Source organism: Streptomyces sp. NBC_01485 (assembly GCF_036227125.1).
GTDB lineage: Bacteria > Actinomycetota > Actinomycetes > Streptomycetales > Streptomycetaceae > Streptomyces.
The window spans coordinates 3066865-3092248 of sequence record NZ_CP109435.1 but is presented as its reverse complement, the minus strand read 5'-3'; the positions used below and the strand labels follow the sequence as shown (position 1 = coordinate 3092248).

Here is a 25384-nt window from a genome sequence, read left to right as displayed (position 1 = left end):
TCATCGAGCTGAACTGATCATCGAGCTGGTCATTTGCTTCCCAGGGCCGTCTTCAGCGCCTTGAGGTTGGCCTCCTGGACCGAGAAGTAGTCCGTGCCCTTGGACTTGGCGGTGATGCCCTCGATCGGGTCGAGGACGTCCGTCTTCAGGCCGGCGTCGGAGGCGATGGTCTTCGCGGTCTTGTCGCTGACGAGCGTCTCGTAGAACACGGTCGTGACGCCGTCGGCCTTGGCCATCTTCTCAAGGTCCTTCACGCGCGCGGCGCTGGGCTCCGACTCGGGGTCGAGGCCGTTGATGGCCTCCTCGGTCAGGCCGTAGCGCTCGGCGAGGTAGCCGAAGGCGGCGTGGGTGGTGAGGAAGACCTTCGTCCTGGTGTTCGCCAGCCCGGTCTTGAACCCGGTGTCGAGAGCCTCGAGCTTCGCCACGAGGGTCGCGGTGTTCTTCGTGTAGTCGGCCGCGTTGGCCGGGTCGGCCTTCTCGAAGGCCTTGCCGACGCCCTCGGCGACCTGGGCGTAGCGCACCGGGTCGAGCCAGATGTGGGGGTCGAGGCCGGCCAGCTCCTCGTTCGCGTGGTCGTCGTGCTCGGCCGCGTGGCCGCCGACCTCGTTGCCGTGCTTCTCCAGCGTGGTGAGGGAGGCGGCGTCGATCTTGGTCTTGACCTCGGACTGGGCCACCGCGTCGTCGACGGAGGGCTGGAGGTTCTTGAGGTAGAGCACCGCGTCGGACTCCTGGAGCGCGGCGGTCTGCTTGGCGCTGATCTCCAGGTCGTGCGGCTCCTGGCCGGGCTGGGTCAGGCTGGTGACGTGCACATGGTCCCCGCCTATCTGCTCGGCGAGGAAGGCCATCGGGTAGAACGACGCGACGACGTCGAACTTGTCCGTGTTGGCCGCGGCCGCGCTGTCGGGGGAGCAGGCGGAGAGGGTGCCGAGGCCCAGCGCGGTGGCGGCGGCGATCGCGGTGCCGGATATGAGTCGTCGTGCGTTCATGACACTCATTTTCAACAAATATGGAAACCGTTGTCAACAAGGTCTCGGGTATGGGCCTGGTAAACACCGAAGAGCAGCGGTATAGCCCTCGGGGACGGGGTCCCGATTTGGTCGAGGGGGAGGCCCCGCCGGTACCCTGAAGGCTTCGCTGGAAGCACCTCGCTTCGTCGCCCGTCGTCGTTATGAAGAGAGCACCGTGGCCGCCGACAAGATCGACACCATCGTCAGCCTGAGCAAGCGCCGTGGCTTTGTATTCCCCTGTAGTGAGATCTACGGCGGACAGCGTGCCGCCTGGGACTACGGACCCCTTGGTGTCGAGCTGAAGGAGAACCTGAAGCGCCAGTGGTGGCGCTACATGGTGACGTCGCGCGAGGACGTGGTCGGCATCGACTCGTCCGTCATCCTGGCCCCCGACGTCTGGGTGGCCTCCGGTCACGTCGCCACCTTCTCCGACCCGCTGACCGAGTGCACCTCCTGCCATAAGCGGTTCCGCGCGGACCACCTGGAAGAGGCGTACGAGGCCAAGCACAAGCGCCTGCCGGAGAACGGCCTGACGGACGTGAACTGCCCCAACTGCGGCAACAAGGGCCAGTTCACCGAGCCCAAGCAGTTCTCGGGCCTGCTCTCCACCCACCTCGGCCCGACGCAGGACACCGGCTCCATCGCCTACCTGCGCCCCGAGACCGCCCAGGGCATCTTCACCAACTTCGCCCAGGTGCAGACCACTTCGCGCAAGAAGCCGCCGTTCGGCATCGCCCAGATGGGCAAGTCCTTCCGTAACGAGATCACGCCCGGCAACTTCATCTTCCGCACCCGCGAGTTCGAGCAGATGGAGATGGAGTTCTTCGTCAAGCCGGGCGAGGACGAGAAGTGGCAGGAATACTGGATGGAGCAGCGCTGGAACTGGTACACGGGCCTTGGTCTCCAAGAGGAGAACATGCGCTGGTACGACCACCCGGCCGAGAAGCTCTCCCACTACTCCAAGCGCACCGCCGACATCGAGTACCGCTTCCAGTTCGGCGGCAACGAGTGGGGTGAGCTGGAGGGCGTCGCGAACCGCACGGACTACGACCTCAACGCGCACTCCAAGGCCTCCGGCCAGGACCTCTTCTTCTTCGACCAGGACGCCCAGGAGCGCTGGACGCCGTACGTCATCGAGCCGGCCGCCGGTGTCGGCCGCGCGATGCTCGCGTTCCTGCTCGACGCCTACGTCGAGGACGAGGCCCCGAACGCCAAGGGCAAGATGGAGAAGCGGACCGTCCTGCGCCTCGACCACCGTCTCGCCCCGGTGAAGGTCGCGGTCCTGCCGCTGTCCCGCAACCCGGAGCTGTCCCCGAAGGCCAAGGGCCTCGCCGCCGCGCTGCGCCAGAACTGGAACATCGAGTTCGACGACGCCGGCGCCATCGGCCGCCGCTACCGCCGCCAGGACGAGATCGGCACGCCGTACTGCGTGACGGTCGACTTCGACACCCTGGACGACAACGCGGTGACGGTGCGCGAGCGCGACTCGATGAAGCAGGAGCGGGTGTCCCTCGACCAGATCGAGGGCTACCTCGCGGCGCGTCTCATCGGCGCGTAGCACCTGGCCGGTCGGCTGGCCGGTAAAAACTGAAGCTGACGGGGGACTCCGGGGCGGGGTCCCCCGTCAGCTTTTTGCTGTCGGGGCGGTGGAGGGCCGAGGGGCCGGTGTCCTCGAAGGTGAGCGGTGCGGCCCTTCGGTGTACCGCGGAGACCAGGGGGGCTTCTCCGTGGGAATGTGACACTTGGTGATCGGAGTGTCACGTTTTCGCGACGGGTCCCCTGTGGACGTCGGGCGGACGTCAGGCCTGGTGGTCCTGGCGCTGATGGCGGCGCAGCAGCACGTTGGCGTCGGTCTCGGCGCTGTAGTCGTGTTCGGCCCGCGCGTCGGCGCGCTGCGTCGCCAGGTCCTCGCACTCGACGCAGTCGGGCATCGGCGCGGGTGGACGGCCGATGCCCACACCGACGAGGAACGGCGCGTCCGTCCGGGGCCGTTGGTTCGCGGCGCGCACTCCGGCGCGCATCCGCTCCTGCGGGGTGGCGGGGCGTACGGCGGTGGGGTCGGCCTGCCATTCCCGTCCGCCGCCGACCGGCCGCAGCATCGCGTAGGGGCCGGACCGGGCCTGGAACTCACCGACCTTGTCCGTCGCGGGGTCGTAGAGGAGGGTGCCGCTTTCGTGCTGCATGTCGTTTGCTCCTTTCACCCAACTTACATACGAAATGTGATAGTTGGGCTACTGTGAGTGGTGGGGGTCGTCGTAAGAATGACCCCGGCGCAGGTGCGACATGCCGTGGGCGGGGGCTAGGGGCTCATCCGGCGGCGCAAAATCCACAAACGCGAAGAGGAGTGAGATGCCGGCGAGGCGTGCGGTCACGGGACGGAGTCAGGACCCTCGGCGACGGTTCGCGGAGGAACTGCGCTTACTCCGGGCCGAGAAGGGGGACAGCCTGCGGCAGTTGGAAGAGGTGCTGGGCTGGACCGCGTCGACCTTCGGGAAGATGGAGAGCGGGCAGAACCTGGGGAGTCCGGAGGTCGTGGAGGCCCTGGACCAGTACTACGGGACAGGGCCGATGCTGCTCACGTTGTGGGAGCTGGCGATCGCGGACCTGTCGCAGTTCAAAGAGCAGTACCGGCGGTACATGAACTTCGAGGGGGAGGCCGTCGGGCTGTGGCAGTACTCGGTCAGCGCGCCCCCGGGTCTGTTTCAGACAGATGGTTACGTGCGTGAAGCGCTTGTGGCGGGCGGCTTCAAAGGGGCGGAACTGGAGCAGCAGATCGAGGCGCGTACGAGTCGGCGGAAGCTGCTGGAGGGGGACGAAGCCCCTCCGTTCCGGGCGATCCTCTCCGAGGCTGTGCTGCGGATGTCGCTGCGTGACGCTCGGGAATGGCGGTGTCAGTTGGAGTACCTGCTGGAGGTGGCGGAACGCCCGAACGCCACTGTCCATGTGCTGCCGTTCGGTACCGGCCCGCACGGTCTGATGAACACGGACACGATGTTCCTGCGGCTGCTGGATGGTCGGACCGTGGCCTATACCGAAAACGACGTACGCGGCGAACTGATCGAGGAATCAGGCAAGGTTGAGCGTCTTCACCGCACATATGATGCGGTACGTGACCTGGCGTTGAGCCCAGCCGAGTCGCGGTCGTTCATCTTGCGTATGTTGGAGGATTTGCCGTGCGAGCCATCGACCTGAGCAGCGTGACGTGGCGCAAGAGCTCCTACAGCAACACCGACGGCGGTAACTGCGTAGAAGTTTCTGACGACCTCCTCCGCACTGTGGCCTGGCGTAAGAGCAGTCACAGCAACTCGGACGGCGGCCAGTGCCTCGAATTCGCCGACAACCTCCCCTCCCTCGTCCCCGTCCGGGACAGCAAGGCACCCGCCCGGGCCGCGCTCGTGTTCGGGGCGGCGGCCTGGGGGGCCTTCATCGGTTCCTACAGGTCGACGTCCGCGTAGAGCGCCGCGTGGTCGGACGCCGCGTCGGCCTTCGACGTCACGGTGTCGAAGGCCTTGATGCCGTCCGCGAAGATGCCGCGGGTCTCCAGGCCGACGTGCTGCACCTCCTGCCACAACTCCGGTGCCAGCAGCAGGTAGTCGAGCTTGTCCCGCTCGCTCTCGCACTCCCCGTGCGTGCCGGGGAGGCCGCGGTAGGACCGGTGACTCATCACGTCCCGCAGCCCGGTGCCCTCCAGCGTCCTGGCCGTGTCGCTGTCCGGGTCGTCGTTGAGGTCCCCGGCGACGATGACGTGCGGGGTGCGCTCCAGCGCGGCCCGGTAGATCTCCGCGACCCGCCTTGCCTGGGCCAGCCGCAGTTCCGGATCGTCGTGGGACTTGCTCTTCAGGTGGTTGCCGAGGATCACCAGGGGCGTGCCGTTGAGCTGGATCTCGAACTCGGGGCAGTCCCGGCTGAAGAGGCGCTGGTCGGGACGGTCCGGGTTGGTGTCGAAGAGGTGGGACCGGACGGACGTGATCGGGTGCCGGCTGAGGATCCCGATGTCGATGCCCCGGCTGTCGTTGCCGTCGATCAGCAGGGCGTAGGGGTAGGGCCGCCGGCCGAGCGCCCCGGCCAGTACCTGCGTGTTGAAGCGCTCAAGGGCGAGCCGGTCCTCGACCTCCACGGTGAGCAGGATGTCGGCGTCGACCTCCGAGACCACCCGGCCGGTGTTGCGCACCACGTCCAGGTCGAGGTCGTCCTGCCCCAGTTCGACCCAACCCGCCCACGCCCCACGGCCCTTGGCGGTGACCTCGACACTGGTTCTGCGTCCCGACCCGGACGTCTTGAACAGCCCGGAGTCCTTACCCGGGCGGGACTGGTTGACGAAGATCGGCGGCGGCGGGTTCTTCGGGTCGGTGTCGTACGCCCGGTGCTTCTTGATGAGCCGGGCGATCTCCGTCTTGTCCTGGTCCCGGTACACCGGCAGGTCGAGTAGCGCGGCCAGCGCGGCGAAGTCGTCGAGGATGTCCTTGCGCTCCACCGGGTCCGCGAGGCGGAAGGCCGTGGGCCGGCGGAACAGGTTCTCCATGTTGAACGTGGCGATACGGATCGTCATGACGTACCTCCTCTTCGGTACCTCACATTCTCCGAGCGGACACGAACCGTGTCCTGCTGACAACTATCGGATGACGGATGACGGATGGCAGACGACGGCTGACAGGTGACAGATATTGAAATCTGTCACCTGTCATGCCATGCTGATGGGCATGACGATCCACACGCGCACTCTCGGAACCACCGGCCCCCAGGTCTCCGCCCTCGGCCTCGGCTGCATGGGCATGTCCCCGATGTACGGCGACGCGGACCGGACCGAGTCGATCGCGACGATCCACGCGGCCCTGGAGGCCGGCGTGACGCTGCTGGACACCGGCGACTTCTACGCCATGGGTCACAACGAGCTGCTGATCGGCGAAGCCCTGCGCTCCGCTCCCGCCGCCCGCCGCGAACAGGCGCAGGTCAGCGTGAAGTTCGGCGCCCTGCGCGCCCCGGACGGCGGCTGGAACGGCATGGACGGCCGTCCGGCAGCCGTGAAGAACTTCGCGGCCTACTCGCTCCAGCGCCTCGGCGTCGACCACATCGACGTCTACCGCATCGCCCGGCTCGACCCGGCCGTACCGATCGAGGAGACGGTCGGCGCGATCGCCGAACTGGTCGAGCAGGGGTACGTCCGGCACATCGGCCTCAGCGAGGTCGGCGTCGAGACGATCCGCAGGGCCGCCGCCACGGCGCCGATCTCTGACCTCCAGTTCGAGTACGCGCTGATCTCGCGGGACATCGAGCGGGAGGTCCTGCCGGTCACGCGTGAGCTGGGCATCGCCGTCACCGCGTACGGCGTCCTCTCCCGGGGTCTGATCTCCGGCCACTTCACGGCCGGCCGGCAGCTCGCGGCGAACGACTGGCGGGCCGTGTCCCCGCGCTTCCAGGGCGACAACCTCCAGCACAACCTGACCCTGGTGGACGCCCTGCGGAAGATCGCCGAGCAGAAGGACGTCTCCGTCGCGCAGATCGCGATCGCCTGGGTGCTCAGCCGGGGCGAGGACATCGTGCCCCTCGTCGGCGCGCGGACCCGCGCGCAGCTCGCGGAGTCGCTCGGCGCGCTGGAGGTCACGCTCGACGCGGCCGACCTCGCCGCGATCGAGGAGGCGGTCCCGGCCGACGCCGCCGCCGGCGACCGCTACCCGGCGGCCCAGATGGCTCACCTCGAAGCGTGATCCCCATGCCAGGTACGGTCTGAGCATGGCACCGACCACCGAGACCCTGACCGCCGAGCGCATCCTCGAGGCGACCGAGGAGGTGCTGCGCCGCCACGGCCCCGCCAAGGCCACCGTGGTCGACGTGGCCCGCGCGCTCGGCGTCAGCCACGGCAGCGTCTACCGTCACTTCCGTACGAAGGCGGCGCTGCGCGAGGCGGTCACGAAACGGTGGCTGGACCGCACCTCGCAGACCCTCTCCGGCATCACCGCCGACGAGACCCGCGCCCCCGACGCCCGGCTGCGCGACTGGCTCGCGGAGCTCTTCGACGCCAAGCGCCGCAAGGCGGGCGACGACCCCGAACTGTTCGCCACGTACATGGTCCTGGTCCCCGAGATCGGCTCGACGGTCACCGACCACATCGACGACCTCACCGGCCAGCTGACCCTGATCATCGAGGCAGGCGTGGAGTCGGGCACTTTCGCGACCCCCGACCCCCCGGCCACCGCCCGAGCCGTCTTCCAGGCCACCGGCCGCTTCCACGACCCCTCCTACTCCCAGGAGTGGGAACAGCCGGGCGCGCAGGACGACTTCAGGGCGCTGGTGGAACTGCTGCTGCTGGGGCTGCGGGCCCAGCAGCAGCCCTGACAGTCCCGACTTCAGTTCTGAGGGATGAGCTGCACCCGGATGTCGTCCCCGTAGGGCAGGACGACGGTCTGGTCCCGGCCGGACATCCATTGCGGGGTCACCAGGAACAGTTGTCCGCCGGACGCCATCAGCAGCCGGAAGCCCCGGTACCGGTGGCGGAACGTCCGCACGCTCTCCCCGGCCGTTCCGAGCCGGGCGGCGGTCACGCCCGTGGGCAGACCGTCCAGCGGCTCCTTGGTGTCGACGACGACCTCGGGGCGGTCGGCGAGAGCGGCCGCGTCCTGCTTGCCCCGTCCCGTGCCGTACGCCCACGCCAGTTGGGTCGACGCCCAGAACAGCCCGGCCACGCCCAGCGCGAGCGCGCACATCACGCCGTTCCTGGCCAGGTGCAGCGGCAGCACCGGACGCCCGCGCCGCCGTCCGTGGATCCAGACGCCGTACGCCACCGCCGCCGGCCCGAAGGCCAGCGACAGCGGGGTGGCGCCGATGATCACGCTGACCTCGGGGCCCTGGACGAAGATGCCGATCAGCGCCCTGCCGATCAGCAGGACGCCGACGAGGAGGAAGCCGTACGCGAGAAACGTGGCGGCGGAGGTGTCGTCCCCCGCGTCGGCGTCGCGGGACAGCAGCCACAGGGTGAGGGCGTGGATCCCGATGAGGGTCATGATGCCGAGGAAGATCATGGTCGCCGGGACGAAGACCACCTCCAGGCCGTCCAGCATCAGATCCTGGTTGGACCGGCCGGTCATGTCCACGGGCACGCCGAAGTAGGCGTACCGCGCGCGGGTGGCGACGTAGCCGAAGTAGAACAGCAGCGCGGTCGCCAGCGTCGCCGGGCCCAGCGCCTCCGCGAGCTGCCGAACGCGGGCCGCGACGGCGGACCCGGGTTCCGGCGGGTCCGTGTCCGTCATTCCCCCTCGTCCTCCTCGTCCCCCAGGGAGGGGGAGGTGTCGGGGAGCGGCGGGTTGTCGACCTCGGGTGAGGGGGAGATCTCGGGGACGGATGGGGTGTCCGGCGAGGACGAGTCCTCGGACGGGGAGGGGCCTGTGCCCTCGACCACGATCGTCGACCGGAGTCTCTCGCTGGTGAACCTTGAGATCTGGACCTGCACAGGGGCCTGCGGGGTGGGCGGCGGACCGTGCCAGTCCTTCACGTAGTTGCACGGATTGATCTGGTCGTTGTCGCACAGGACGCTTGCGTCGATCACTGTGTCGATCGTGTACTCGCCTGGCTTTGCGTTTGGTGCGAGGACCGCGCCCGTCAGGCACTGCTTGCCCTCGATCAGCCGGTGGCCGAGGCAGGGAGGGCCGGGCTTCTCGTCCCCTTCCTCGTTGAAGCAGTGCGCGCCGTTGTCGGAGCCGACTGTCGCCTTCCCCGGCGGCCCGTGGACGATGACGAAGGAGACGCTCTCGATGTCCACAGGGGTGGACGTCTTGTTGATGACGGTCACACAGCCGTCGAGGTCTCCGCCGCCTTGAAGATTTACGCCGTTCAGGTGAACGGCAGGCCGACTGCCTCCCGGCGTCTTACCGCCCCCAGGCGACTTACCGCCGTTCGGCGTCCCCCCGCTGTCCCTGCCCCCGTCCGGAGTGCCGCCGCCGTCCGTGGCGGTGCCGTCCGGCGTGTCGGTGGAGTTGGTGGTGTCCACGCCGGCGGTGTTCTCGCTGTTGGTGGTGGCGGATCTGACCAGCCACACGATGCCGAGCACCGCCACCAGGCCGAGGACCGTCGCCATGATGCTGAAGCGGGCACGCGTAGGGGGCATATTCGGAGAGTAAGGGGAGGTTTCGCACTTTTCCTCCCGGGTTACTCCGCCGTGCGTCGCCAGACGGGGTCCCATACTCTCCGGATTTTCTCCAGCCTGCCCCACGAACGGCGGTGGTGACCTGGTGGCGCGGGTACGCCATGGCCGGAGTGCAACGGGAAGGGCCCGCCCTGATTTAAGGACACTCGGTGGCTGACCGCGAGTGTTCTTAAAGCAGGGCGGGCCCGTAGAAGCCCGTTGGCGCGGACTTCTTGTCACAGCGTGTCCGAGGTAGGGACCAGCGCTGATGCCAGCACGAGGCTGACTGGTCTCCATCATGGCCGTTCAGGGGAGCGAAGGCCATGTTAGTTCGTTAACAACCCCGTCGAGGGGGTCGGCAGGGCTGTGAGCTGCGTGAACCCGTTGTTCAGCATCCGCGGCGGGAAGGGTGGTCGAAGGACGGACATAGAACTCTGTACAGGTATGTGGGGCCCCGCAACACTAGTGACCGTCACATCGCACCACCGCAAGGGAGTTGGCGCTCCCGGTGGCGCATCCGAGGTACACGGGGTCCTTGCGCAGATCTGTGATCGCAGCCAGCTCAAGGGCCCCGTGCTCCGCGCGATCACGGAGGAACGAGCATGCAGTACCTGCTTCATCCCCTCGGGGGGATCTGTCTCCCCTCTCCCCGTTGGCCGGTCCCCCAGTGGCCCGCCGCGCTTCGCCGGACGGCTCGCCGTCTCGCGGGCGCGGCCCGGCGTCACGCCGGGACCGTCCGCAAACTCTCCATCTACACGGCGACCGGCGTCGGCACCGGCTGCGTCGGCCTCACCGCGGGTCTGTCCCCGGTGGAGGCCGTCTCCCTCGGGCTGAACGTCGCCGGTGCGACCGCGGCTCTCTGGCCGCTTTCGCCCGTCCCGCTTTCGCCCGCCCGGCCCGCCAACGAGCTCGGGACGGCCGCAGATGCCTCGAGCTGACGACCCCATCCACCCTCAGGCCACGGTCCAACTGGCGCAGCTCGCCAGTTCGCTCCGGGAGATCAAGCACACCGCCGGGCTGTCCTACCGGGCGCTCGCCCCTCTGGCCCACTGCTCCACCGCTTCTCTGTCCAAGGCCGCCTCGGGCAAGAGCTTGCCGACGTGGGAGATCACCTGGGCGTTCGTGCAGGCGTGCGTCGAGATCACCGAAGAGAACCGCGAGCACCACTGGAACCACTGGAAATCCCTGTATGAGAGCGCCGCGCAGGCACAGGCCGATCTCGCTGCGGCCCGTGCCTCCGACTCGACGACCGATGAGGAGCCGGCGCTCGATCCTGAACAGCAACGCCGTCTCTCCATCAGGCAACTCGTCCAGGACGAGCTGAACCGTCAGCAGCAGGCACCCGTCCCGGGCGCGCTCGACGTCGACGCGGGACGCATGGCTCTCGGCCTGTGCACTACGGCCGCCGAATTCCGCGATCTCCTGAACGATCTCCGGAGGGACCTGTCGGACGACCAGATAAAGGCCACCGCCCGCCGCAAAAAACGCACCCTGGGCCTACGGGACATCCGTTCCGTCCTGGAAGGCCCGGCTCTCCCCACCACCGAGACACTGCACGCCTTCCTGGTGGCCTGCGATGTCGACCAGCGCTACATCCACGAATGGCACAACACCGCGACCCGGCTGCGGCTCTCCCCGGTGCAAGGGACCTGGTCACCCCCCGACGACACCCGGCTGAGGGGCTTCGGAAGGAGCGTCAGGAGCATCGACTTCGACAGGTTCCTGAGCCTCGTGACGCTGCTCCTCATGATCCTTCAGATCTACCTGGACAGGAGGGGGTAACACCTCCACAGCTCATGGAACGGCCCGGCACGCGCACGCGCGCCGGGCCGTTCCGGGGTTCGAAACGTGAAGGACGGCCGCGTCATGTGCGCCCGGAAACGGGAGATCTCAGCGGAGTTCCGCACCACGCCGGGGCCACCGGGCCCACCGCCCCCGGGACGGTGCCGTCGGCGACGTACTCATGGGCCGCCGGCCTTCCGGCGCGAGTTCCGCTCGGGGAGTCACCGCGACTCGCGGCCCTCCGAGGGGTCCACCGTCGCCTGGTGGGCCTCGGCGAGATGCTCCTCCGCCTTCAGCCAGGGCAGGAACTGCGCCCCCTTGCGCCAGCCGCACGTGTCACACCTGATCGTGCGCTGTACTCCGGCGCGCCGCACCCGGACGACGTGCTGCCGCCCGTGCTGGTCCCAGCGGCTCACCTTGCTCGTGCTGATCTCTGGCATTCGACGAGTGTGCGGCACGCCGAACATCAACAGGGCTTCCGGCCCGACGAGTTGTCCGAGCCGTCCCCCAACGCGGCCTGCCTCAGCCGACCTTGCGCGGCAGTCGCAGGCTCAGCAGTGCCGTCACGACCACCCCGCCCAACTGCACGGCCATCGTGGTCACCAGGGCGTCCCGCATGCCCGACCCCGGTACCAGGGAGAGGAACAGGGTGCCGAGGGTCGCCACGCCCAGTGCCAGCGAGGCCTGTTGGGATGGCCGCCGAACTCCGCGCCTCCATGGCGGCCATCTCTCCGAGCCGGCCTGGAAGATGCTGGTCAAGCGCCTGCAGACGGAGTCCCCGGAGTTCCGCGAGAACTGGGAGCGCTACGAGGTCGTCGCGACCCGCAACAGGACCAAACAGTTCCGCAACGCCGACGTCGGCCTCCTCACCCTCACTCACACCGACATGTGGCTGACCCCGGAATGCGAAGCCCGCATGGTGACGTACGTACCGGTGGACGCGGAGACCCGGGCGCGCCTGGAGAAGCTGTACGCGCTTCACGGCGACGACGTGCTCCACGCCGCCGCCGGGGACAGCGGCGGCGTCACGCGCTGACGCTCGGCGCCGTCTCCCGGATCTCCGGTGCCTCCAGTTGCCGTGCGGTGCGTTCCGCCGTGCGCCGGGCCCAGGCCCCCGTGGTGACGGCGCCCAGGATCAGGACGGACAGGCCGCAGCCGGTGAGGATCCACCAGCCGGGGACGGCGGCGGAGACGAACGTGTCGCGGTAGGACGACGTGCTCACGCCCGCCGCCAGGACCGCGCCGACGACCGCGACGCCCAGGGTCTGGCCGAGCTGGCGGCTGGTGGAGGCGACCGCCGCCGCGACGCCCGCCTGGCTGCGAGGCATGCCCGACACCGCCGTGTTGGTGATCGGCGCGTTCACGAATCCGAAGCCGATGCCGAACAGGACGTACCCGAGGAACAGGGTCGTGTCGGACGTCTCCGCGTCGAAGGCGGCGAACAGCACGCCGCTCGCCGTCATCGCGATCCCCGCGATGAGCAGCGGCAGCCGTGGGCCCCGGGTGCCGACCAGCCGGCCGGACAGCGGGGCGCACAGGAACGTCGGGACGGCCATCGGCAGCATCCACAGGCCCGCGTGCAGGGCGTCCAGGCCCCGTACGTTCTGCAGGTACAGGGTGGAGAGGAAGAGGAACCCGCCGAGCGCGGCGAACGCGCTGATCGCCACCACCGTCGCCCCGCTGAACGGAACCGAGCGGAAGAAGCGCAGGTCGATGAGGGGTTCGTCGCGCCGGGGCTCGTACCGGAGCAGGCCCAGCAGCGCGGCCAGCGCGACGGCGGCGAAGGGGCCGCTGGTCGTCGCGCCCGCCTCCGGCGCCTCGATGATCGCGTACGTCAGGGAGCCGAAGAGGGTGATGACGAGCAACTGGCCGACGGGGTCGGGGCGGCGGGCCTTCGGCGCGCGGGACTCGGGGACGTAGCGCAGGGTCGCCAGGAGGGCCACCAGGCCGACCGGCAGGTTGAGCCAGAAGATGGAGCGCCAGCCCACGGACTCCACCAGCAGTCCGCCCAGCAGCGGGCCCGCGGCCATCGATATGCCGACGACCGCGCCCCACACCCCGATCGCCCGGGCGCGCTCGCGCGGGGCGGTGAAGGTGTTGGTGATGATCGACATGGCGACCGGGTTCAGCATCGAACCGCCGACCGCCTGCACCATGCGTGCCGCGATCAGCAGCTCCAGGTTCGGCGCGAGGGAACACAGCAGCGAGCCCAGCGAGAACACGACCAGGCCGGCCATGAAGACCTGTCTGCGGCCGATCCGGTCGGCGGTCGAGCCCGCGAGCATCAGCAGCGCGGCCAGGACGAGGGTGTACGCGTCGATCGTCCACTGGAGGCCGGCGGTGGTGGCGTGCAGGTCGCGCTGCATCGCGGGCAGGGCCACGTTCAGGACGGTGACGTCCAGGCTCACGATCAGCAGGCTCATGCAGCAGATCGCGAGAACGAGGAGCCGCCGACGGGGGCTGAGCTCGGGCATGCGTGAATAGTACGCCTAACTAATGAATTTCGCCGCAGTCGGTCCGGTAAGTGAGAATGGGGCAATGCCCACGACCGCGCCCACCGAGCACCGGACCCTCCAGATCGGCCCGCACGCCGTCCAGCCGCCCGTCGTCCTGGCCCCGATGGCCGGGATCACCAACGCGCCTTTCCGCACGCTGTGCAGGTCCTTCGCCGGAGGCGAATCAAAGGATGGAGCCAGCGGTGGCAAGGGGCTGTTCGTGAGCGAGATGATCACGACCCGGGCGCTGGTCGAGCGCAACGAGAAGACCATGCAGCTGATCCACTTCGACGCGACCGAGAAGCCGCGCTCGATCCAGCTGTACGGCGTCGACCCGGCAACCGTCGGCAAGGCCGTCCGCATGATCGCGGAGGAGGGCCTCGCCGACCACATCGACCTGAACTTCGGCTGCCCGGTCCCGAAGGTGACCAGGAAGGGCGGCGGATCCGCCCTCCCCTACAAGCGGCACCTGCTGCGCGCCATCCTGCGGGAGGCGGTGAGCGGGGCCGGCGACCTCCCGGTGACGATGAAGATGCGCAAGGGCATCGACGACGACCACATCACCTACCTCGACGCCGGCCGCATCGCCGTCGAGGAGGGCGTGACGTCCATCGCCCTGCACGGCCGCACCGCCGCCCAGCACTACGGCGGCACGGCCGACTGGGAGGCGATCGCCCGCCTCAAGGAGCACGTCCCGGAGATCCCCGTCCTCGGCAACGGCGACATCTGGTCGGCGCGGGACGCGCTGCGGATGGTCCGCGAGACCGGCTGCGACGGGGTGGTCGTGGGGCGCGGGTGCCTCGGCCGGCCATGGCTGTTCGCGGACCTGGTGGCCGCCTTCGAGGGCCGTACGGACGACGTCGCGCGCCCGTCCCTCGGGGAGGTCGCCGACGTCATGGTCCGCCATGCCACCCTCCTCGGCGAGTGGATCGGCGACGAGGCGCGCGGGGTCATCGACTTCCGCAAGCACGTCGCCTGGTACCTGAAGGGCTTCGCGGTCGGCAGCGAGATGCGTAAGCGCCTGGCCATCACGTCCTCCCTGGAGGAACTCCGCACCGGCCTCGACGAGTTGGACCTCGCCCAGCCCTGGCCCACCGGCGCCGACGGCCCCCGCGGCCGCACGTCCGGCAACAACCGCGTCGTCCTCCCGGACGGCTGGCTCAAGGACCCGTACGACTGCGCGGGCGTGAGCGAGGACGCGGAACTGGACACCTCCGGGGGCTGACGCCCCTGAAGAAGCTCAGCCGTTGCTCGGGTGCGGGGTCGAGCCGTATGCCGTCAGGAACTTGTCGCGGAACGCGTCCATCTTCCACACCGGGGCGTTGTGGGCCGGCTTCAGGCCGTCCGTCCAGTTCCAGGCGGCGATCTTGTCGAGGACCTTCGGGTCCTTGGCGACGACCGAGATCGGCACGTCACGGCTGGCGTTGTCGCCGCTGACCCGCGCTATCGGCTGGTGGTCGCCGAGGAAGACCAGGACGGTGTCGTCGGTGCCGTAGCGCTCCAGCCACTGGGTGAGGGCGGTCACCGAGTACTGGATCGACTTGCCGTACTCCTCCTTGGACTTGGCGCTGTCGGCGATGACGTCGGACGCCTTCTTGCCGGCCTTCTCGATGCCGTCGAAGACCGAACCGTCGCCGAGCTCGTCCCAGCCGACCATCTTCGGGATCGGCGCCCAGGGCTGGTGGCTGGAGGTCAGGATGATCTCCCCCATGAGCGGCTTGTCACGGTTCGCGCGGCCGTGCTCCAGCCGCTGGAACGCCTCCAGGGCGTACTGGTCCGGCATCGTGGACCAGCTGAACTTCGGTCCCTGGTAACCCATCTGGAACGCGTTGTAGACCTTGTCCAGGCCGTAGAACTTCGCCTCCGGCCAGCCCTTCTGCACGCCCGGCATGACACCCACCGTGTCCCAGGCGCCCGTCTTCTGGAACGCTTTGGTCAGGGACAGGTGGTCGCTCGCCATCACCGTGCGGTAGCGCTGCTGGTTGTCGACCCACAGCCCGGACAGGGTGGTGGAGTGGCCGAGCCAACTGCTGCCGCCGTACGTCGCCGAGGTCAGCCAGCCGCTCTTCGCGTGGAAGCCGGCCTTCGCCAGGGCCTGCGTGCTCGCGTCGAGGGTCTTGTCGACGCCCGGCGCCATGACCGGGTCCTCGATGGCACTGCGGCCGTAGCTCTCGATGAACGTGAAGATCATGTCCTTGCCCCGCAGATCCGGCACGAGCTGATCGGCCGGCGTGGCCCCGAACGTGTCACTGCGCGCCACCTTCCCGAACGCGGCCTCGTCCCGGAGGGTGTCGCGGACCCGCTTGGCCTCGGAGGCGAGCGTGTGCGCGACCTGGTCGGAGGCGACCGGCGCCCCGGCGAACTGCAGACCGAGCACCGAGCAGGTGATCCAGGCGGTGCCCGCGACCAGTGTGCCCCGGGTCGCCCGCAGGGTGTCACTCGCCAGCAGCCCGCTGAGCCGGACCGTCGCCAGCGCCATGAGCACCATGACCAGGACGACGAGCAGGACGACGCCGACCGCCGCGGCGATCGCGACCGTCCCGCCCATCGAGTCCGCCACGTACGACTGGGCGTCGTCCAGCAGACCCCAGTCCAGGACGAGGTTGAAGTCGCGGCCCAGGTACTCCACGAACCCCATGTCGAGCAGGTTCAGCACGGTCAGCGCCCCGAGCGCGGCGCCGGCCAGCGCCGCCAGCGCCACCCGCGGCCGGCGCGGCAGGACCAGCAGCACGGCCGCGCCGATGATCGCCTCACCCGGCAGCCGCAGGAACCGGCTCACGTGGACCGAGAAGAGACGGTTCGGCAACACCAGCGCCCCGAGCACAAGCACCAGACACAGAACAGTCACCCCCCACCGCACCGCCCGAGCGGCCTGCGGATGCCGCCCCCGCCACCCCCGCCAGTACGCAACACGCCCCTTGACCCCACGAGGCCGGTCCCGCTCCCCTTCGCCGACGGCGGCCGCCTTTGGCCCGACGGCCGCTGACTCGGAGGACGCCGGCTCCGGGGGAGCCGCCTCAGCGCCGCCCGTCTCCGGGGCCACCGTCTCCGGGGCCACCGTCTCCGAGACTGCCGGCTCCGGGGCCTCTGCTGAGGTCTCCGGGTCCGTCGTCCCCGGCGTTTCTGCCTCGGCGGCCACCGGCTGGGGAGCCGTCGCCTCCGGGGCCTGCGCCTCCGGGGTCTCCGCCTCCGGGGCCTCAGGGGTTCCCGTCACCGGCTCGGCCACCTCCGGCGCCCCCGTTTCCGGCGTCGCCGTACCCGTCGCGGTGTTGTCCTCGGGGTCTTTCGGTTCAGGCAGGTGGGATGAGTGAGTGGAGACAGGCACCCGAGGGTCCTTCCGTACGAAGCCCGGCGGTTCGGCGGATCCGGTGTGGGGTGGATCCGCCACAGTTTCGTACGGCCTGCCCTCGGCCCGCGTTCAGGGGCCCCGGCCAGGCCTCGGCAAACACCGTGCAAACGCCACGCCAAGCACCAAGCGAGCCCAGACCAAGCACCACGCCGAGCACGGAGCCAGGCCCAAGCCAAGCACCAAGCCAGGCCGAAGCCAAGCCCCGCCCGAGCCGAGCGCAGCGTTACGCTCCGCCGACCGCCGTGAGCAGTGCCAACGGGGCCGCTGCCGAGCGGGATTCCCGTACGCATGCGTGGGGGTACGGGACCGGCTCCGTGTGGGTGTCGCGGCCGTAGCCGGCGAGGACCTCGGGGAGCCGGTGGCCGGTCGCCGTCGCCGCGTCGACCAGCGCGTGGGCGACCGTGCGGGCCTCGTCGTGCAGGCCGTAGCGGGCCAGGCCCAGCGTGATCAGCGCGTTGTCGTGCGGCCAGACCGAACCGCGGTGGTAGGAGAGCGGGTGGTACGCCGGTTGGCCGGAGGCCAGGGTGCGGACGCCCCAGCCGGAGAAGAAGTCGGGTTCCAGGAGACGCCGGCCGACGATCTCGCCGTACTCCTTGTCCAGCAGCCCCGACCAGAGCAGGTGGCCGGCGTCCGACGCGAGCGCGTCGACCTGGCGGCCCTGGCCGTCCAGCGCGAGCGCCGGGAAGGAGCGGCCCGGCATCCAGAAGTCACGCTGGAAGCGGTCGCGGAGGTCGGCGGCGGCCTGCTCCAGCAGCGCCGCGTACTTCTCGTCCTCCCACGCCGTCCGCGCCACCCACGCCGTGCGGCGCAGCGCGTCGTACGCGTACCCCTGAGCCCCCGCCGCCATCACCGGCCCACCGGCCCGGGTGCCGTCGGCGGAGCAGATCGCGCCGGGGGAGTCCTTCCAGTTCTGGTTGGCGAGGCCGCCCTGGTCGGCGCGGTAGACCAGGTAGCCGCGGGAGGTGAGTCCGCCGTGGTCCAGCATCCAGCCGATCGCCGCCCGCGCGTTCGGCTCCAGGCGGCGGGCCAGCCGCGTGTCGCCGGTCTGCTCGACGTACGCGCCGAGCAGGACGAGGAACAGCGGCGTCGCGTCCACCGAGCCGTAGTAGCGGCCGAACGGGACCTGCCCGAAGTGGGCGAGTTCGCCGTGCCGCACCTCGTGCACGATCTTGCCGGGCTGGGACACCGACTCCCGGCCGGTCTCGGTCGCCTGGCCGGCGGCCAGCGCCCGCAGCGTGGCGGCGGCCGGACCGGGCCGGTAGGGGAGGGTGAACAGGGAGGTGAGGAGGGCGTCGCGGCCCAGCAGGGTCAGGAACCAGGGGGCGCCCGCCGCCGGGACGCGCAGTTCCTCGCCGTCCGGGCCGGTCGCCTGGACCTGGAGCGCGGCCAGGTCCGCGAGACCGCGGGCGCAGGCGGCGGCCAGTTCGGGCCAGCCGGTCGGGAAGGCCACGCCCTCCACGAACTCGCCCTCCAGCGCCCGGAGTTGATCGGCCACCGCGGCCGGGGAGCGGGGCACCCGCAGGGCCCGCTTCTCACCGTGCGGCCGGGCCATCACCCGCAGGGTCAACTCGGCCGAGCCGTGCGGCTCGAGCTCCAGCTTCCACACCAGACGACGCGCGCCGGTGCCGGTCTCCTCGACGCCGTCCGGCGCGGGCTCGGCCGTCACCGTCGTGCGGGACATCCACTCGCCGCGCTGGTACGTGAACTCCACCCCGTCGTCCATGACTTGGCGGCGGCGGACGACCCCGGTCTTCGCGTACGTACGGTGGTCGGAGCGAAGCTCGAACTGGTCGGTGAAGTCGGCGTCGGCGGTGACCGCGAGGCGGACCGTCGTCGGCACCGGACGGTTGCTGACGACCCGCAGCGACTCCACGAACGAGCTGTCCCCGACGGCCTGTTCACGGAAAATCGTGCAGGACGGCGGCTCGTTGCGACCGCCGCGCGGCACGAGCACGCACCGCGTGGTGTCCCCCTCCGCGACCGGCGAGAGCGCCTCCGGTACGGCGCCGTCGATGGTCAACTGCCAGCGGCTGAGGTGCCGGGCGTCCCGGACGAATAACCCCTCCGGGGATCCGGAGGCCGCGCCGGAGCCCCCTACGCCGCTGATGTCCCCGCGGTCGCCCACGGCGGCGAACGTCCCGCCGTACACGAGCAGATGATGCCGGTCGGTCATCCCTGGTCCCCTCCCTTGAGCGCGATCGCTTCGTTGCGGTGCGGCAGGTCGCTGCTGTGCGGCGAGTCGCTGCCGTGTGACAGGTCACCGCTGTGCGATAGGTCGTTGCCGTGCAGCAGGTCGTCGCCGTGCGGTACGTCGCTGCCGTGCGGCGGGTCGCCGCCGTGCAGCAGGTCGAGCGTGAGTGCGGCGGTCCAGCTGAAGCCGGTCGCGCCGCACGCCTCGCCGGTGTACGGGTCGACGTACTCCGCGAAGTCCGAGCCGGCCGCGATGTCCAGCACGGCCAGGCGCAGCGCGTCCGCGTCGGCCTGCTTGCCGTGCAGCCTGAGGCCCCGCTCCAGCAGCCAGCTCGTGTTGAACCAGGCGGGGCCGCGCCAGTAGCGGTGCGGGTCGAAGGCCTCGCCGAGCAGGTCGTAACTGGGGACGAGTCGGGTCGTCGTACCGAGACCGAAGTGCGGGCCGCGCAGCGTGCGTACGAGGGCCGTCACCACCTCGCGCGGCAGCCCGGGCAGGAGGAGCGGGACGAGCCCGGAGACCCCGCGCTCGGGGATCAACCCGCCGCCCGGCCCGCCCCGTTCGCCCCGCCCACCTCGTTCATCTCGCCCGCCCTGTTCGCCCCGCCCACCTCGTTCATCTCGCCCGCCTCGGTCGCCCCGCCCACCTCGTTCGTCTCGCACGTCGCGGCAGAAGAACATGCCCTCCGTCGGGTCCCACAGCCGCTCCACCAGCGCCGCCGTCAGGCGTTCCGCGCGTGCGTGGCGGGCCGTGCCCGGTGCGCCCAGTTCCTGCGCGATGCGCGCGAGGGCGTGTTCGGAGGCGATGAGCAGCGCGTTGAAGGAGGGGTCCTCGACGGCGAACTCCCGGCCCCCGCCCTCGCCCCCGTCGGCGTAGCCGCCGTCCCGGTACTCCGTCGCCAGTCGCACGTACCGCCCGTAGTCCAGGTCCGTCGGACGGTCGTCCGCGGCCCCGTGGTCGAGGTCGGCGCGCCGGAAGGAGCGGGTCGGGGCCGGGGTGACCCGGGCGAGCGGCGCGTCCCAGGACGGCGCGTTGTCCATCCCCTGCTCCCACGGGTGGACGACCGACACCAGCCCGCCGCCGCCCAGGTCCCGCCGGTGCAGCAGATAGCGGTGCCAGGCGGCCAGCCGCGGGTAGACCCGGGCCAGGAAGCCGCGCGCCCGCGAGAGCCCCGGGTCGGCGCGGTGCACCAGCCAGGCCGCGAGCGCGTGCACCGGTGGCTGCACGATGCCGGAGGTCTGTACGGTGCGCGGGGCGCCCGCGGCGCGGCCCGCGGTCGAGGAGCGCCAGAAGTCGGGGCTCGGGAAGTACGCGTCGAGCGGTACGGAGGGGTTGAAGACGATGTGCGGGACACGCCCGTCGCCCCACTGGGCGGCCAGCAGCGTCTCCAGCTCCGTCTGCGCCCGGTGCGGCGAGACGTGCCGCAGCCCGATCGCGATGAACGCCGAGTCCCAGGACCACTGGTGCGGGTACAGATGGCGGGAGGGGACCGTCGACGTCCCCGTCCAGTTGCCCTCCAGCACGTCCACCGCGCCGGTGTGCAGCGCCCTGAGGTGCGGTGTCCTGACGTGCGGCGGACCCGACGGACCTGGCGGAGCCGCCGGATCGACCGCCGGATCGTATGCAACGGCGTACTCCGCCGGGCGGGCGATGAGCTGGGCGGTGCGATCCACTCGGGGCTCCCCGAAGACGACAAGGCCGACTGGTTCGGCAGTGGCTACCGTAGGGTTACGTCTATTTAACACGCAAAACTCAATATGTAATGCAAGCTTGAGAAACACAAGGGGGTGCGCATGACCGGACGCGGCCAGGCTCGTGCCGGCGATCTGCTCGAACTGGTGCGCAGCGGGCGGGCGACCACGCGCGGCGCCCTCCAGCAGGCCACCGGACTGTCCCGCGCCACCGTCGGCCAGCGCCTCGACCGCCTCTTCCGCGCGGGCTGGCTGCGCGAGGGCGCCGGCGGCCCGGTCGACTCCCCGCTCGGCGGACGCCCCTCGATCACCCTGGAGTTCGACGACGCCCACGCGGTCGTCCTGGCGGCCGACCTGGACACCCGGCACGCCCGCGCCGCCGTCCTGACGCTGACCGGCGAGATCCTGGCCGAGCACGGCGGCACGCTCGTCATCGAGGACGGCCCGGACGCCGTACTCGGCGAACTCGGCGGCTGGTTCGCCGAGTTGCTGGAGAAGGCGGGCCACCGGCCGGACGAGGTCTGCGGCATCGGGCTCGCCGTCCCCGGCCCCGTCGACAGCGAGACGGGCCGGGTCGTGCAGCCGCCGATCATGCCGGGCTGGGACGGCTACGACATACGAAGCCGCCTGGCCAGGGCCTTCACCGAGCACACGGGCGAGGGTGCGAGGGCCCGGCCCGTGCCCGTCCTCGTCGACAACGACGCGAACCTCATGGCGTACGGCGAACAGCGCACCGGGCACCCCGACTGCTCGGCGTTCGTGCTGGTCAAGGTGTCCACGGGCATCGGCGCCGGGGTCGTGGTCGACGGCTCGATCTTCCGGGGCGTCGACGGCGGCGCCGGCGACATCGGGCACATCCGGGTGGGCGCGGAGGCGCTGTGCCGCTGCGGCTCCTACGGCTGTCTCGCGGCCGTCGCCAGTGGTGGCGCCGTGGCGCGACGGCTCGCGGAGTCGGGCGTTCCGGCGTCCTCGGGCTCGGACGTGCGTGATCTGCTCGCCGCCGGGCACCCCGAGGCGGCGGCGCTGGCCCGGGAGGCGGGGCGCCGGGTCGGGGACGTACTGGCGACGGTCGTGACGCTGCTGAACCCCGGGGTCCTGATGATCGCCGGGGATCTGGCCGGAACCGCCTTCCTCACGGGCGTGCGCGAGCTGCTCTACCAGCGGGCGCTGCCCCGCTCCACAGCCCATCTGGACGTCGTGACCTCGCGGCTGGGGGAGCGGGCGGCACTGGTGGGGGCGGGTGCGCTGGTCGTGGAGCACCTGTACGCGCCGGAGCGGGTCGAGGAGCGGTTGCTGGCGCTGGGGGTGTGAGGGACGCTCGTTGTGACGAGGGACGCTTGTTGTGGCGGGTCTCCCTCCGGGTGACGAGGGTGCCTCCCTGCGTGTGATGAGGGTGTCTCCCTCTGCGTGACGAGGGTGTTTCCCTCGGCTTTCCTGTCCGGGACGGCGTCCGCATGGTGAAATCCGGGGCCGTGCGGCGGCGTGATTCTCGCCACCCTTGAGGGGGGTAATGCTCAGATGAGCGCACCTGCGATCGATTGCACTTCTCCAAGGGGTGGCACTGGGTGCCACCCCTTGATCGTTCATCGATCGAAATCAAACGTGGCACTCTATGCTCATGTGAGCGATGGTGGGGCGGAGAGAGGGGTGCTCGCGTTCAAGAAGTGAAAACATCCGCTGCCCTGGACTTGCCAAGCCTTGACTTTCAATCCGCTGGCGGACTGCTGGTTACAGGCACATGACGCGCAAGTGGACGTACCCAGGAGCCTTCGATCTGGGTATGTTCCTGGCCGTCAGGGCAGCCACCGCGTCCTCGAGGAGTCGAGACCCGTGTCGGAAAACAAAGATCCCCAGGATTCCCACGTGGTGAAGTTCGTTTACGACTTCACCGAGGGCAACAAGGACCTCAAGGACCTCCTCGGCGGCAAGGGTGCGAACCTCGCCGAGATGACCAACCTGGGCCTTCCCGTCCCTCCCGGTTTCACGATCACCACCGAGGCCTGCAAGGTCTACCTCGACAGCGGCGAGGAGCCGGCGGCACTGCGTGACGAGGTGAGTGCGCACCTCGACGCCCTCGAACAGCGGATGGGCAAGAAGCTCGGCCAGTCGGACGACCCGCTCCTGGTCTCCGTCCGCTCGGGCGCGAAGTTCTCGATGCCGGGCATGATGGACACGGTCCTGAACATCGGGCTGTCGGACAAGTCGGTCCAGGGCCTGGCCAGGCAGTCCGGCGACGACCGCTTCGCGTGGGACTCCTACCGCCGGCTGATCCAGATGTTCGGCAAGACGGTCCTGGGCGTCGGCGGCGAACTCTTCGAGGACGCCCTCGAATCGGCGAAGACGGCGAAGAAGGTCCACGTCGACACCGAGCTGGAGGCGGCGGACCTGAAGAAGCTGGTCACCCGCTTCAAGAAGATCGTCAAGACCGAGGCCGGCCGCGACTTCCCGCAGGACCCGCGCGAGCAGATGGACCTCGCCGTCAAGGCCGTCTTCGAGTCCTGGAACACCGACCGCGCCAAGCTCTACCGCCGCCAGGAGCGCATCCCGGGCGACCTGGGCACGGCCGTCAACGTCTGCTCGATGGTCTTCGGCAACCTGGGCCCGGACTCCGGTACGGGCGTGGCCTTCACCCGTGACCCCGCCTCCGGCCACCAGGGCGTCTACGGCGACTACCTCCAGAACGCCCAGGGCGAGGACGTCGTCGCCGGCATCCGCAACACCGTCCCGCTCGCCGAACTGGAACAGATCGACAAGAAGTCGTACGACCAGTTGCTCGGCATCATGGAGACGCTGGAGAACCACTACAAGGACCTCTGCGACATCGAGTTCACCATCGAGCGCGGCCAGTTGTGGATGCTCCAGACGCGCGTGGGCAAGCGCACGGCGGGCGCGGCCTTCCGGATCGCCACCCAACTCGTCGACCAGGGCCTGATCGACGAGACGGAGGCGCTGCAGCGCGTCACCGGCGCCCAGCTCGCCCAGCTGATGTTCCCTCGCTTCGACGAGCAGGCGAAGGTGGAGAAGGTCGGCCGGGGCATCGCGGCCTCGCCGGGCGCGGCGGTGGGCAAGGCGGTGTTCGACTCGTACACGGCCGTGAAGTGGTCGCGCTCGGGCGAGAAGGTCATCCTGGTCCGCCGCGAGACCAACCCCGACGACCTCGACGGCATGATCGCGGCCGAGGGCATCCTCACCTCGCGCGGCGGCAAGACCTCCCACGCGGCCGTGGTCGCGCGCGGCATGGGCAAGACCTGCGTCTGCGGCGCGGAGGAGCTGGAGGTCGACACCAAGCGCCGCCGGATGACGGTCCCGGGCGGCCACGTGGTGGAGGAGGGCGACGTCATCTCCATCGACGGCTCGTCCGGAAAGGTCTACCTGGGCGAGGTCCCGGTCGTGCCGTCCCCCGTGGTGGAGTACTTCGAAGGCCGGATGCACGCGGGTGCGGACGACGCCGACGAACTGGTGGAGGCCGTCCACCGCATCATGGCCTTCGCGGACCGCAAGCGGCGGCTGCGGGTGCGCGCGAACGCCGACAACGCCGAGGACGCGCTGCGCGCCCGGCGCTTCGGCGCCCAGGGCATCGGCCTGTGCCGTACCGAGCACATGTTCCTCGGCGACCGGCGCGAGCTGGTGGAGCGCCTGATCCTGGCGGACACGGAGACGGAGCGCGAGGAGTCGCTGAAGCAGCTCCTGCCGCTCCAGAAGAAGGACTTCATCGAACTCTTCGAGGCGATGGACGGCCTCCCGGTGACGGTCCGCCTCCTGGACCCGCCGCTGCACGAGTTCCTGCCCGACATCACCGAGCTGTCGGTGCGGGTGGCGCTCGCGGAGTCCCGCCAGGAGTCCCACGAGAACGACCTGCGCCTGCTTCAGGCGGTCCACCGCCTGCACGAGCAGAACCCGATGCTGGGCCTGCGCGGCGTACGGCTCGGCCTCGTCATCCCGGGCCTGTTCACGATGCAGGTCCGCGCCATCGCCGAGGCGGCGGCGGAACGCAAGAACGCCAAGGGCGACCCGCGCGCCGAGATCATGATCCCGCTGGTCGGCACCGTGCAGGAGCTGGAGATCGTCCGCGAGGAGGCCGACCAGGTCGTCGCGGAGGTCGAGGCGGCGACGGGCGTCGAACTGAAACTGGCGATCGGCACGATGATCGAACTCCCGCGCGCGGCCCTCACCGCGGGCCAGATCGCGGAGGCCGCGGAGTTCTTCTCCTTCGGCACGAACGACCTGACCCAGACGGTGTGGGGCTTCAGCCGCGACGACGTCGAGGCCAGCTTCTTCACGGCCTACCTGGAGAAGGGCATCTTCGGCGTCTCCCCGTTCGAGACCATCGACCGCGACGGCGTCGGCTCCCTGGTCAAGTCCGCGGCCGAGGCGGGCCGCCGAACCCGCCCCGACCTCAAACTCGGCGTCTGCGGCGAACACGGCGGCGACCCGGAGTCGGTCCACTTCTTCCACGAGGTCGGCCTCGACTACGTCTCCTGCTCCCCGTTCCGCATCCCGGTGGCCCGACTGGAGGCGGGGCGGGCGGCCACGCAGTCGGCGGGCAGCGACCATCGCTGAGCCCGCTCCCGCTTTCGAGCGTACGAGGGGCCACTGGCCCATGACGGGCCACTGAACCCCGGAGCCGCCACCGGTCCCCGACCCTCACCGATCGGCGGCGGCTCCGGAGCACCATGGAGGACGGCGCCCTGTGCGGGGGTGCCGTCCTCTTGTGCTGGTCGATGGCCTGTGCGGCGGTGTCTGGATTTCGATCACC

The 25384-nt window shown here is 70.0% G+C and carries 21 protein-coding genes and 1 pseudogene; 11 read left to right on the top strand and 11 right to left on the bottom strand.

The window, feature by feature from the left end:
* Window positions 1-29: 29 nt before the first annotated feature.
* Window positions 30-986 carry a metal ABC transporter substrate-binding protein gene (locus tag OG352_RS14260; protein WP_329217150.1) on the bottom strand — a complete coding sequence of 319 codons (957 nt, stop codon included), beginning with the start codon at window positions 984-986 and terminating at the stop codon, window positions 30-32.
* Window positions 987-1182: 196 nt separating this feature from the next.
* Between OG352_RS14260 and OG352_RS14255 the strand changes: the two genes are divergently transcribed.
* Window positions 1183-2565 carry a glycine--tRNA ligase gene (locus tag OG352_RS14255; protein ID WP_329217149.1) on the top strand — a complete coding sequence of 461 codons (1383 nt, stop codon included), beginning with the start codon at window positions 1183-1185 and terminating at the stop codon, window positions 2563-2565.
* A 241-nt stretch (window positions 2566-2806) separates the two neighbouring features.
* Here OG352_RS14255 and OG352_RS14250 read toward each other — a convergent pair whose 3' ends face one another.
* Entirely contained in the window at window positions 2807-3190 is a 384-nt protein-coding gene (locus OG352_RS14250) for a hypothetical protein (RefSeq protein ID WP_329217147.1), read from the bottom strand.
* Window positions 3191-3356: 166 nt separating this feature from the next.
* On the opposite strand from OG352_RS14250, the gene OG352_RS14245 reads away from it, so the two are divergent.
* Together OG352_RS14245 and OG352_RS14240 are read left to right on the top strand one after the other, a co-directional pair.
* Window positions 3357-4199 carry a helix-turn-helix domain-containing protein gene (locus tag OG352_RS14245; RefSeq protein ID WP_329217145.1) on the top strand — a complete coding sequence of 281 codons (843 nt, stop codon included), beginning with the start codon at window positions 3357-3359 and terminating at the stop codon, window positions 4197-4199.
* Complete coding sequence (locus tag OG352_RS14240; protein WP_329217143.1) at window positions 4181-4462, top strand: DUF397 domain-containing protein; 282 nt, start codon at window positions 4181-4183, stop codon at window positions 4460-4462. Before OG352_RS14245 ends, OG352_RS14240 begins: the two co-directional genes overlap by 19 nt.
* Here OG352_RS14240 and OG352_RS14235 read toward each other — a convergent pair.
* Window positions 4441-5556: an endonuclease/exonuclease/phosphatase family protein gene (locus OG352_RS14235; RefSeq protein ID WP_329217142.1), complete on the bottom strand. Its 1116-nt coding sequence runs from the start codon at window positions 5554-5556 to the stop codon at window positions 4441-4443. The genes OG352_RS14240 and OG352_RS14235 overlap by 22 nt on opposite strands.
* 151 nt (window positions 5557-5707) lie before the next feature.
* Between OG352_RS14235 and OG352_RS14230 the strand changes: the two genes are divergently transcribed.
* A complete protein-coding gene (locus tag OG352_RS14230; protein WP_329217140.1) occupies window positions 5708-6712 on the top strand; it encodes an aldo/keto reductase in 1005 nt (334 codons plus the stop codon).
* A 25-nt stretch (window positions 6713-6737) separates the two neighbouring features.
* Window positions 6738-7340: a TetR family transcriptional regulator gene (locus OG352_RS14225; RefSeq protein WP_329217139.1), complete on the top strand. Its 603-nt coding sequence runs from the start codon at window positions 6738-6740 to the stop codon at window positions 7338-7340.
* Between the two features lie 11 nt (window positions 7341-7351).
* Here the strand turns inward: OG352_RS14225 and OG352_RS14220 are convergent, their stop codons facing one another.
* Window positions 7352-8251 carry a hypothetical protein gene (locus tag OG352_RS14220; protein WP_329217138.1) on the bottom strand — a complete coding sequence of 300 codons (900 nt, stop codon included), beginning with the start codon at window positions 8249-8251 and terminating at the stop codon, window positions 7352-7354.
* Window positions 8248-9105, bottom strand: a complete 858-nt coding sequence (locus tag OG352_RS14215) for a hypothetical protein (protein ID WP_329217137.1) — start codon at window positions 9103-9105, stop codon at window positions 8248-8250. Before OG352_RS14215 ends, OG352_RS14220 begins: the two co-directional genes overlap by 4 nt.
* A 620-nt stretch (window positions 9106-9725) precedes the next feature.
* Between OG352_RS14215 and OG352_RS14210 the strand changes: the two genes are divergently transcribed.
* Complete coding sequence (locus tag OG352_RS14210) at window positions 9726-10061, top strand: hypothetical protein (protein WP_329217136.1); 336 nt, start codon at window positions 9726-9728, stop codon at window positions 10059-10061.
* Window positions 10048-10905 (top strand): helix-turn-helix domain-containing protein, encoded by an 858-nt coding sequence (locus OG352_RS14205; RefSeq protein WP_329217134.1) that lies wholly within the window; start codon window positions 10048-10050, stop codon window positions 10903-10905. Before OG352_RS14210 ends, OG352_RS14205 begins: the two co-directional genes overlap by 14 nt.
* A 221-nt stretch (window positions 10906-11126) precedes the next feature.
* Here OG352_RS14205 and OG352_RS14200 read toward each other — a convergent pair whose 3' ends face one another.
* A complete protein-coding gene (locus OG352_RS14200; protein WP_329217133.1) occupies window positions 11127-11345 on the bottom strand; it encodes a hypothetical protein in 219 nt (72 codons plus the stop codon).
* A gap of 82 nt (window positions 11346-11427) precedes the next feature.
* A pseudogene (locus OG352_RS14195) lies at window positions 11428-11613 on the bottom strand (MFS transporter); the annotation flags it as partial.
* A 40-nt stretch (window positions 11614-11653) separates the two neighbouring features.
* On the opposite strand from OG352_RS14195, the gene OG352_RS14190 reads away from it, so the two are divergent.
* Window positions 11654-11941, top strand: a complete 288-nt coding sequence (locus tag OG352_RS14190) for an MmyB family transcriptional regulator (RefSeq protein WP_443072272.1) — start codon at window positions 11654-11656, stop codon at window positions 11939-11941.
* Here the strand turns inward: OG352_RS14190 and OG352_RS14185 are convergent.
* Window positions 11931-13379 carry an MFS transporter gene (locus tag OG352_RS14185; RefSeq protein ID WP_329217132.1) on the bottom strand — a complete coding sequence of 483 codons (1449 nt, stop codon included), beginning with the start codon at window positions 13377-13379 and terminating at the stop codon, window positions 11931-11933. The genes OG352_RS14190 and OG352_RS14185 overlap by 11 nt on opposite strands.
* 64 nt (window positions 13380-13443) lie before the next feature.
* Between OG352_RS14185 and dusB the strand changes: the two genes are divergently transcribed.
* Window positions 13444-14625: a tRNA dihydrouridine synthase DusB gene (gene dusB, locus OG352_RS14180; RefSeq protein WP_329217131.1), complete on the top strand. Its 1182-nt coding sequence runs from the start codon at window positions 13444-13446 to the stop codon at window positions 14623-14625.
* A 15-nt stretch (window positions 14626-14640) separates the two neighbouring features.
* On the opposite strand, the gene OG352_RS14175 is transcribed toward dusB, so the two are convergent.
* From OG352_RS14175 to OG352_RS14165, 3 genes are all read right to left on the bottom strand, one after another.
* On the bottom strand, window positions 14641-16614 hold the full coding sequence (locus OG352_RS14175; protein WP_329217130.1) for a CDP-alcohol phosphatidyltransferase: 1974 nt from the start codon (window positions 16612-16614) through the stop codon (window positions 14641-14643).
* A gap of 358 nt (window positions 16615-16972) precedes the next feature.
* Entirely contained in the window at window positions 16973-18922 is a 1950-nt protein-coding gene (locus OG352_RS14170) for an amylo-alpha-1,6-glucosidase (RefSeq protein WP_329217129.1), read from the bottom strand.
* Complete coding sequence (locus tag OG352_RS14165; protein ID WP_329217127.1) at window positions 18919-20610, bottom strand: MGH1-like glycoside hydrolase domain-containing protein; 1692 nt, start codon at window positions 20608-20610, stop codon at window positions 18919-18921. The genes OG352_RS14170 and OG352_RS14165 overlap by 4 nt, the downstream gene beginning before the upstream one ends.
* A gap of 120 nt (window positions 20611-20730) precedes the next feature.
* Between OG352_RS14165 and OG352_RS14160 the strand changes: the two genes are divergently transcribed.
* Together OG352_RS14160 and ppdK are read left to right on the top strand one after the other, a co-directional pair.
* Window positions 20731-21939 (top strand): ROK family protein, encoded by a 1209-nt coding sequence (locus tag OG352_RS14160; protein ID WP_329217125.1) that lies wholly within the window; start codon window positions 20731-20733, stop codon window positions 21937-21939.
* Window positions 21940-22458: 519 nt separating this feature from the next.
* Entirely contained in the window at window positions 22459-25188 is a 2730-nt protein-coding gene (gene ppdK, locus OG352_RS14155) for a pyruvate, phosphate dikinase (protein WP_443072269.1), read from the top strand.
* Window positions 25189-25384 lie beyond the last annotated feature (196 nt).

Excerpts from the sequence above, each read along its gene's own strand:
- OG352_RS14260 (WP_329217150.1), bottom strand. The coding sequence starts at position 986 with ATGAACGCACGACGACTCATATCCGGCACCGCGATCGCCGCCGCCACC.
- OG352_RS14250 (WP_329217147.1), bottom strand. The coding sequence starts at position 3,190 with ATGCAGCACGAAAGCGGCACCCTCCTCTACGACCCCGCGACGGACAAG.
- OG352_RS14245 (WP_329217145.1), top strand. The coding sequence starts at position 3,357 with ATGCCGGCGAGGCGTGCGGTCACGGGACGGAGTCAGGACCCTCGGCGA.
- OG352_RS14235 (WP_329217142.1), bottom strand. The coding sequence starts at position 5,556 with ATGACGATCCGTATCGCCACGTTCAACATGGAGAACCTGTTCCGCCGG.
- OG352_RS14230 (WP_329217140.1), top strand. The coding sequence starts at position 5,708 with ATGACGATCCACACGCGCACTCTCGGAACCACCGGCCCCCAGGTCTCC.
- OG352_RS14225 (WP_329217139.1), top strand. The coding sequence starts at position 6,738 with ATGGCACCGACCACCGAGACCCTGACCGCCGAGCGCATCCTCGAGGCG.
- OG352_RS14220 (WP_329217138.1), bottom strand. The coding sequence starts at position 8,251 with ATGACGGACACGGACCCGCCGGAACCCGGGTCCGCCGTCGCGGCCCGC.
- OG352_RS14215 (WP_329217137.1), bottom strand. The coding sequence starts at position 9,105 with ATGCCCCCTACGCGTGCCCGCTTCAGCATCATGGCGACGGTCCTCGGC.
- OG352_RS14210 (WP_329217136.1), top strand. The coding sequence starts at position 9,726 with ATGCAGTACCTGCTTCATCCCCTCGGGGGGATCTGTCTCCCCTCTCCC.
- OG352_RS14205 (WP_329217134.1), top strand. The coding sequence starts at position 10,048 with ATGCCTCGAGCTGACGACCCCATCCACCCTCAGGCCACGGTCCAACTG.
- OG352_RS14200 (WP_329217133.1), bottom strand. The coding sequence starts at position 11,345 with ATGCCAGAGATCAGCACGAGCAAGGTGAGCCGCTGGGACCAGCACGGG.
- OG352_RS14190 (WP_443072272.1), top strand. The coding sequence starts at position 11,654 with ATGCTGGTCAAGCGCCTGCAGACGGAGTCCCCGGAGTTCCGCGAGAAC.
- OG352_RS14185 (WP_329217132.1), bottom strand. The coding sequence starts at position 13,379 with ATGCCCGAGCTCAGCCCCCGTCGGCGGCTCCTCGTTCTCGCGATCTGC.
- dusB (WP_329217131.1), top strand. The coding sequence starts at position 13,444 with ATGCCCACGACCGCGCCCACCGAGCACCGGACCCTCCAGATCGGCCCG.
- OG352_RS14170 (WP_329217129.1), bottom strand. The coding sequence starts at position 18,922 with ATGACCGACCGGCATCATCTGCTCGTGTACGGCGGGACGTTCGCCGCC.
- OG352_RS14160 (WP_329217125.1), top strand. The coding sequence starts at position 20,731 with ATGACCGGACGCGGCCAGGCTCGTGCCGGCGATCTGCTCGAACTGGTG.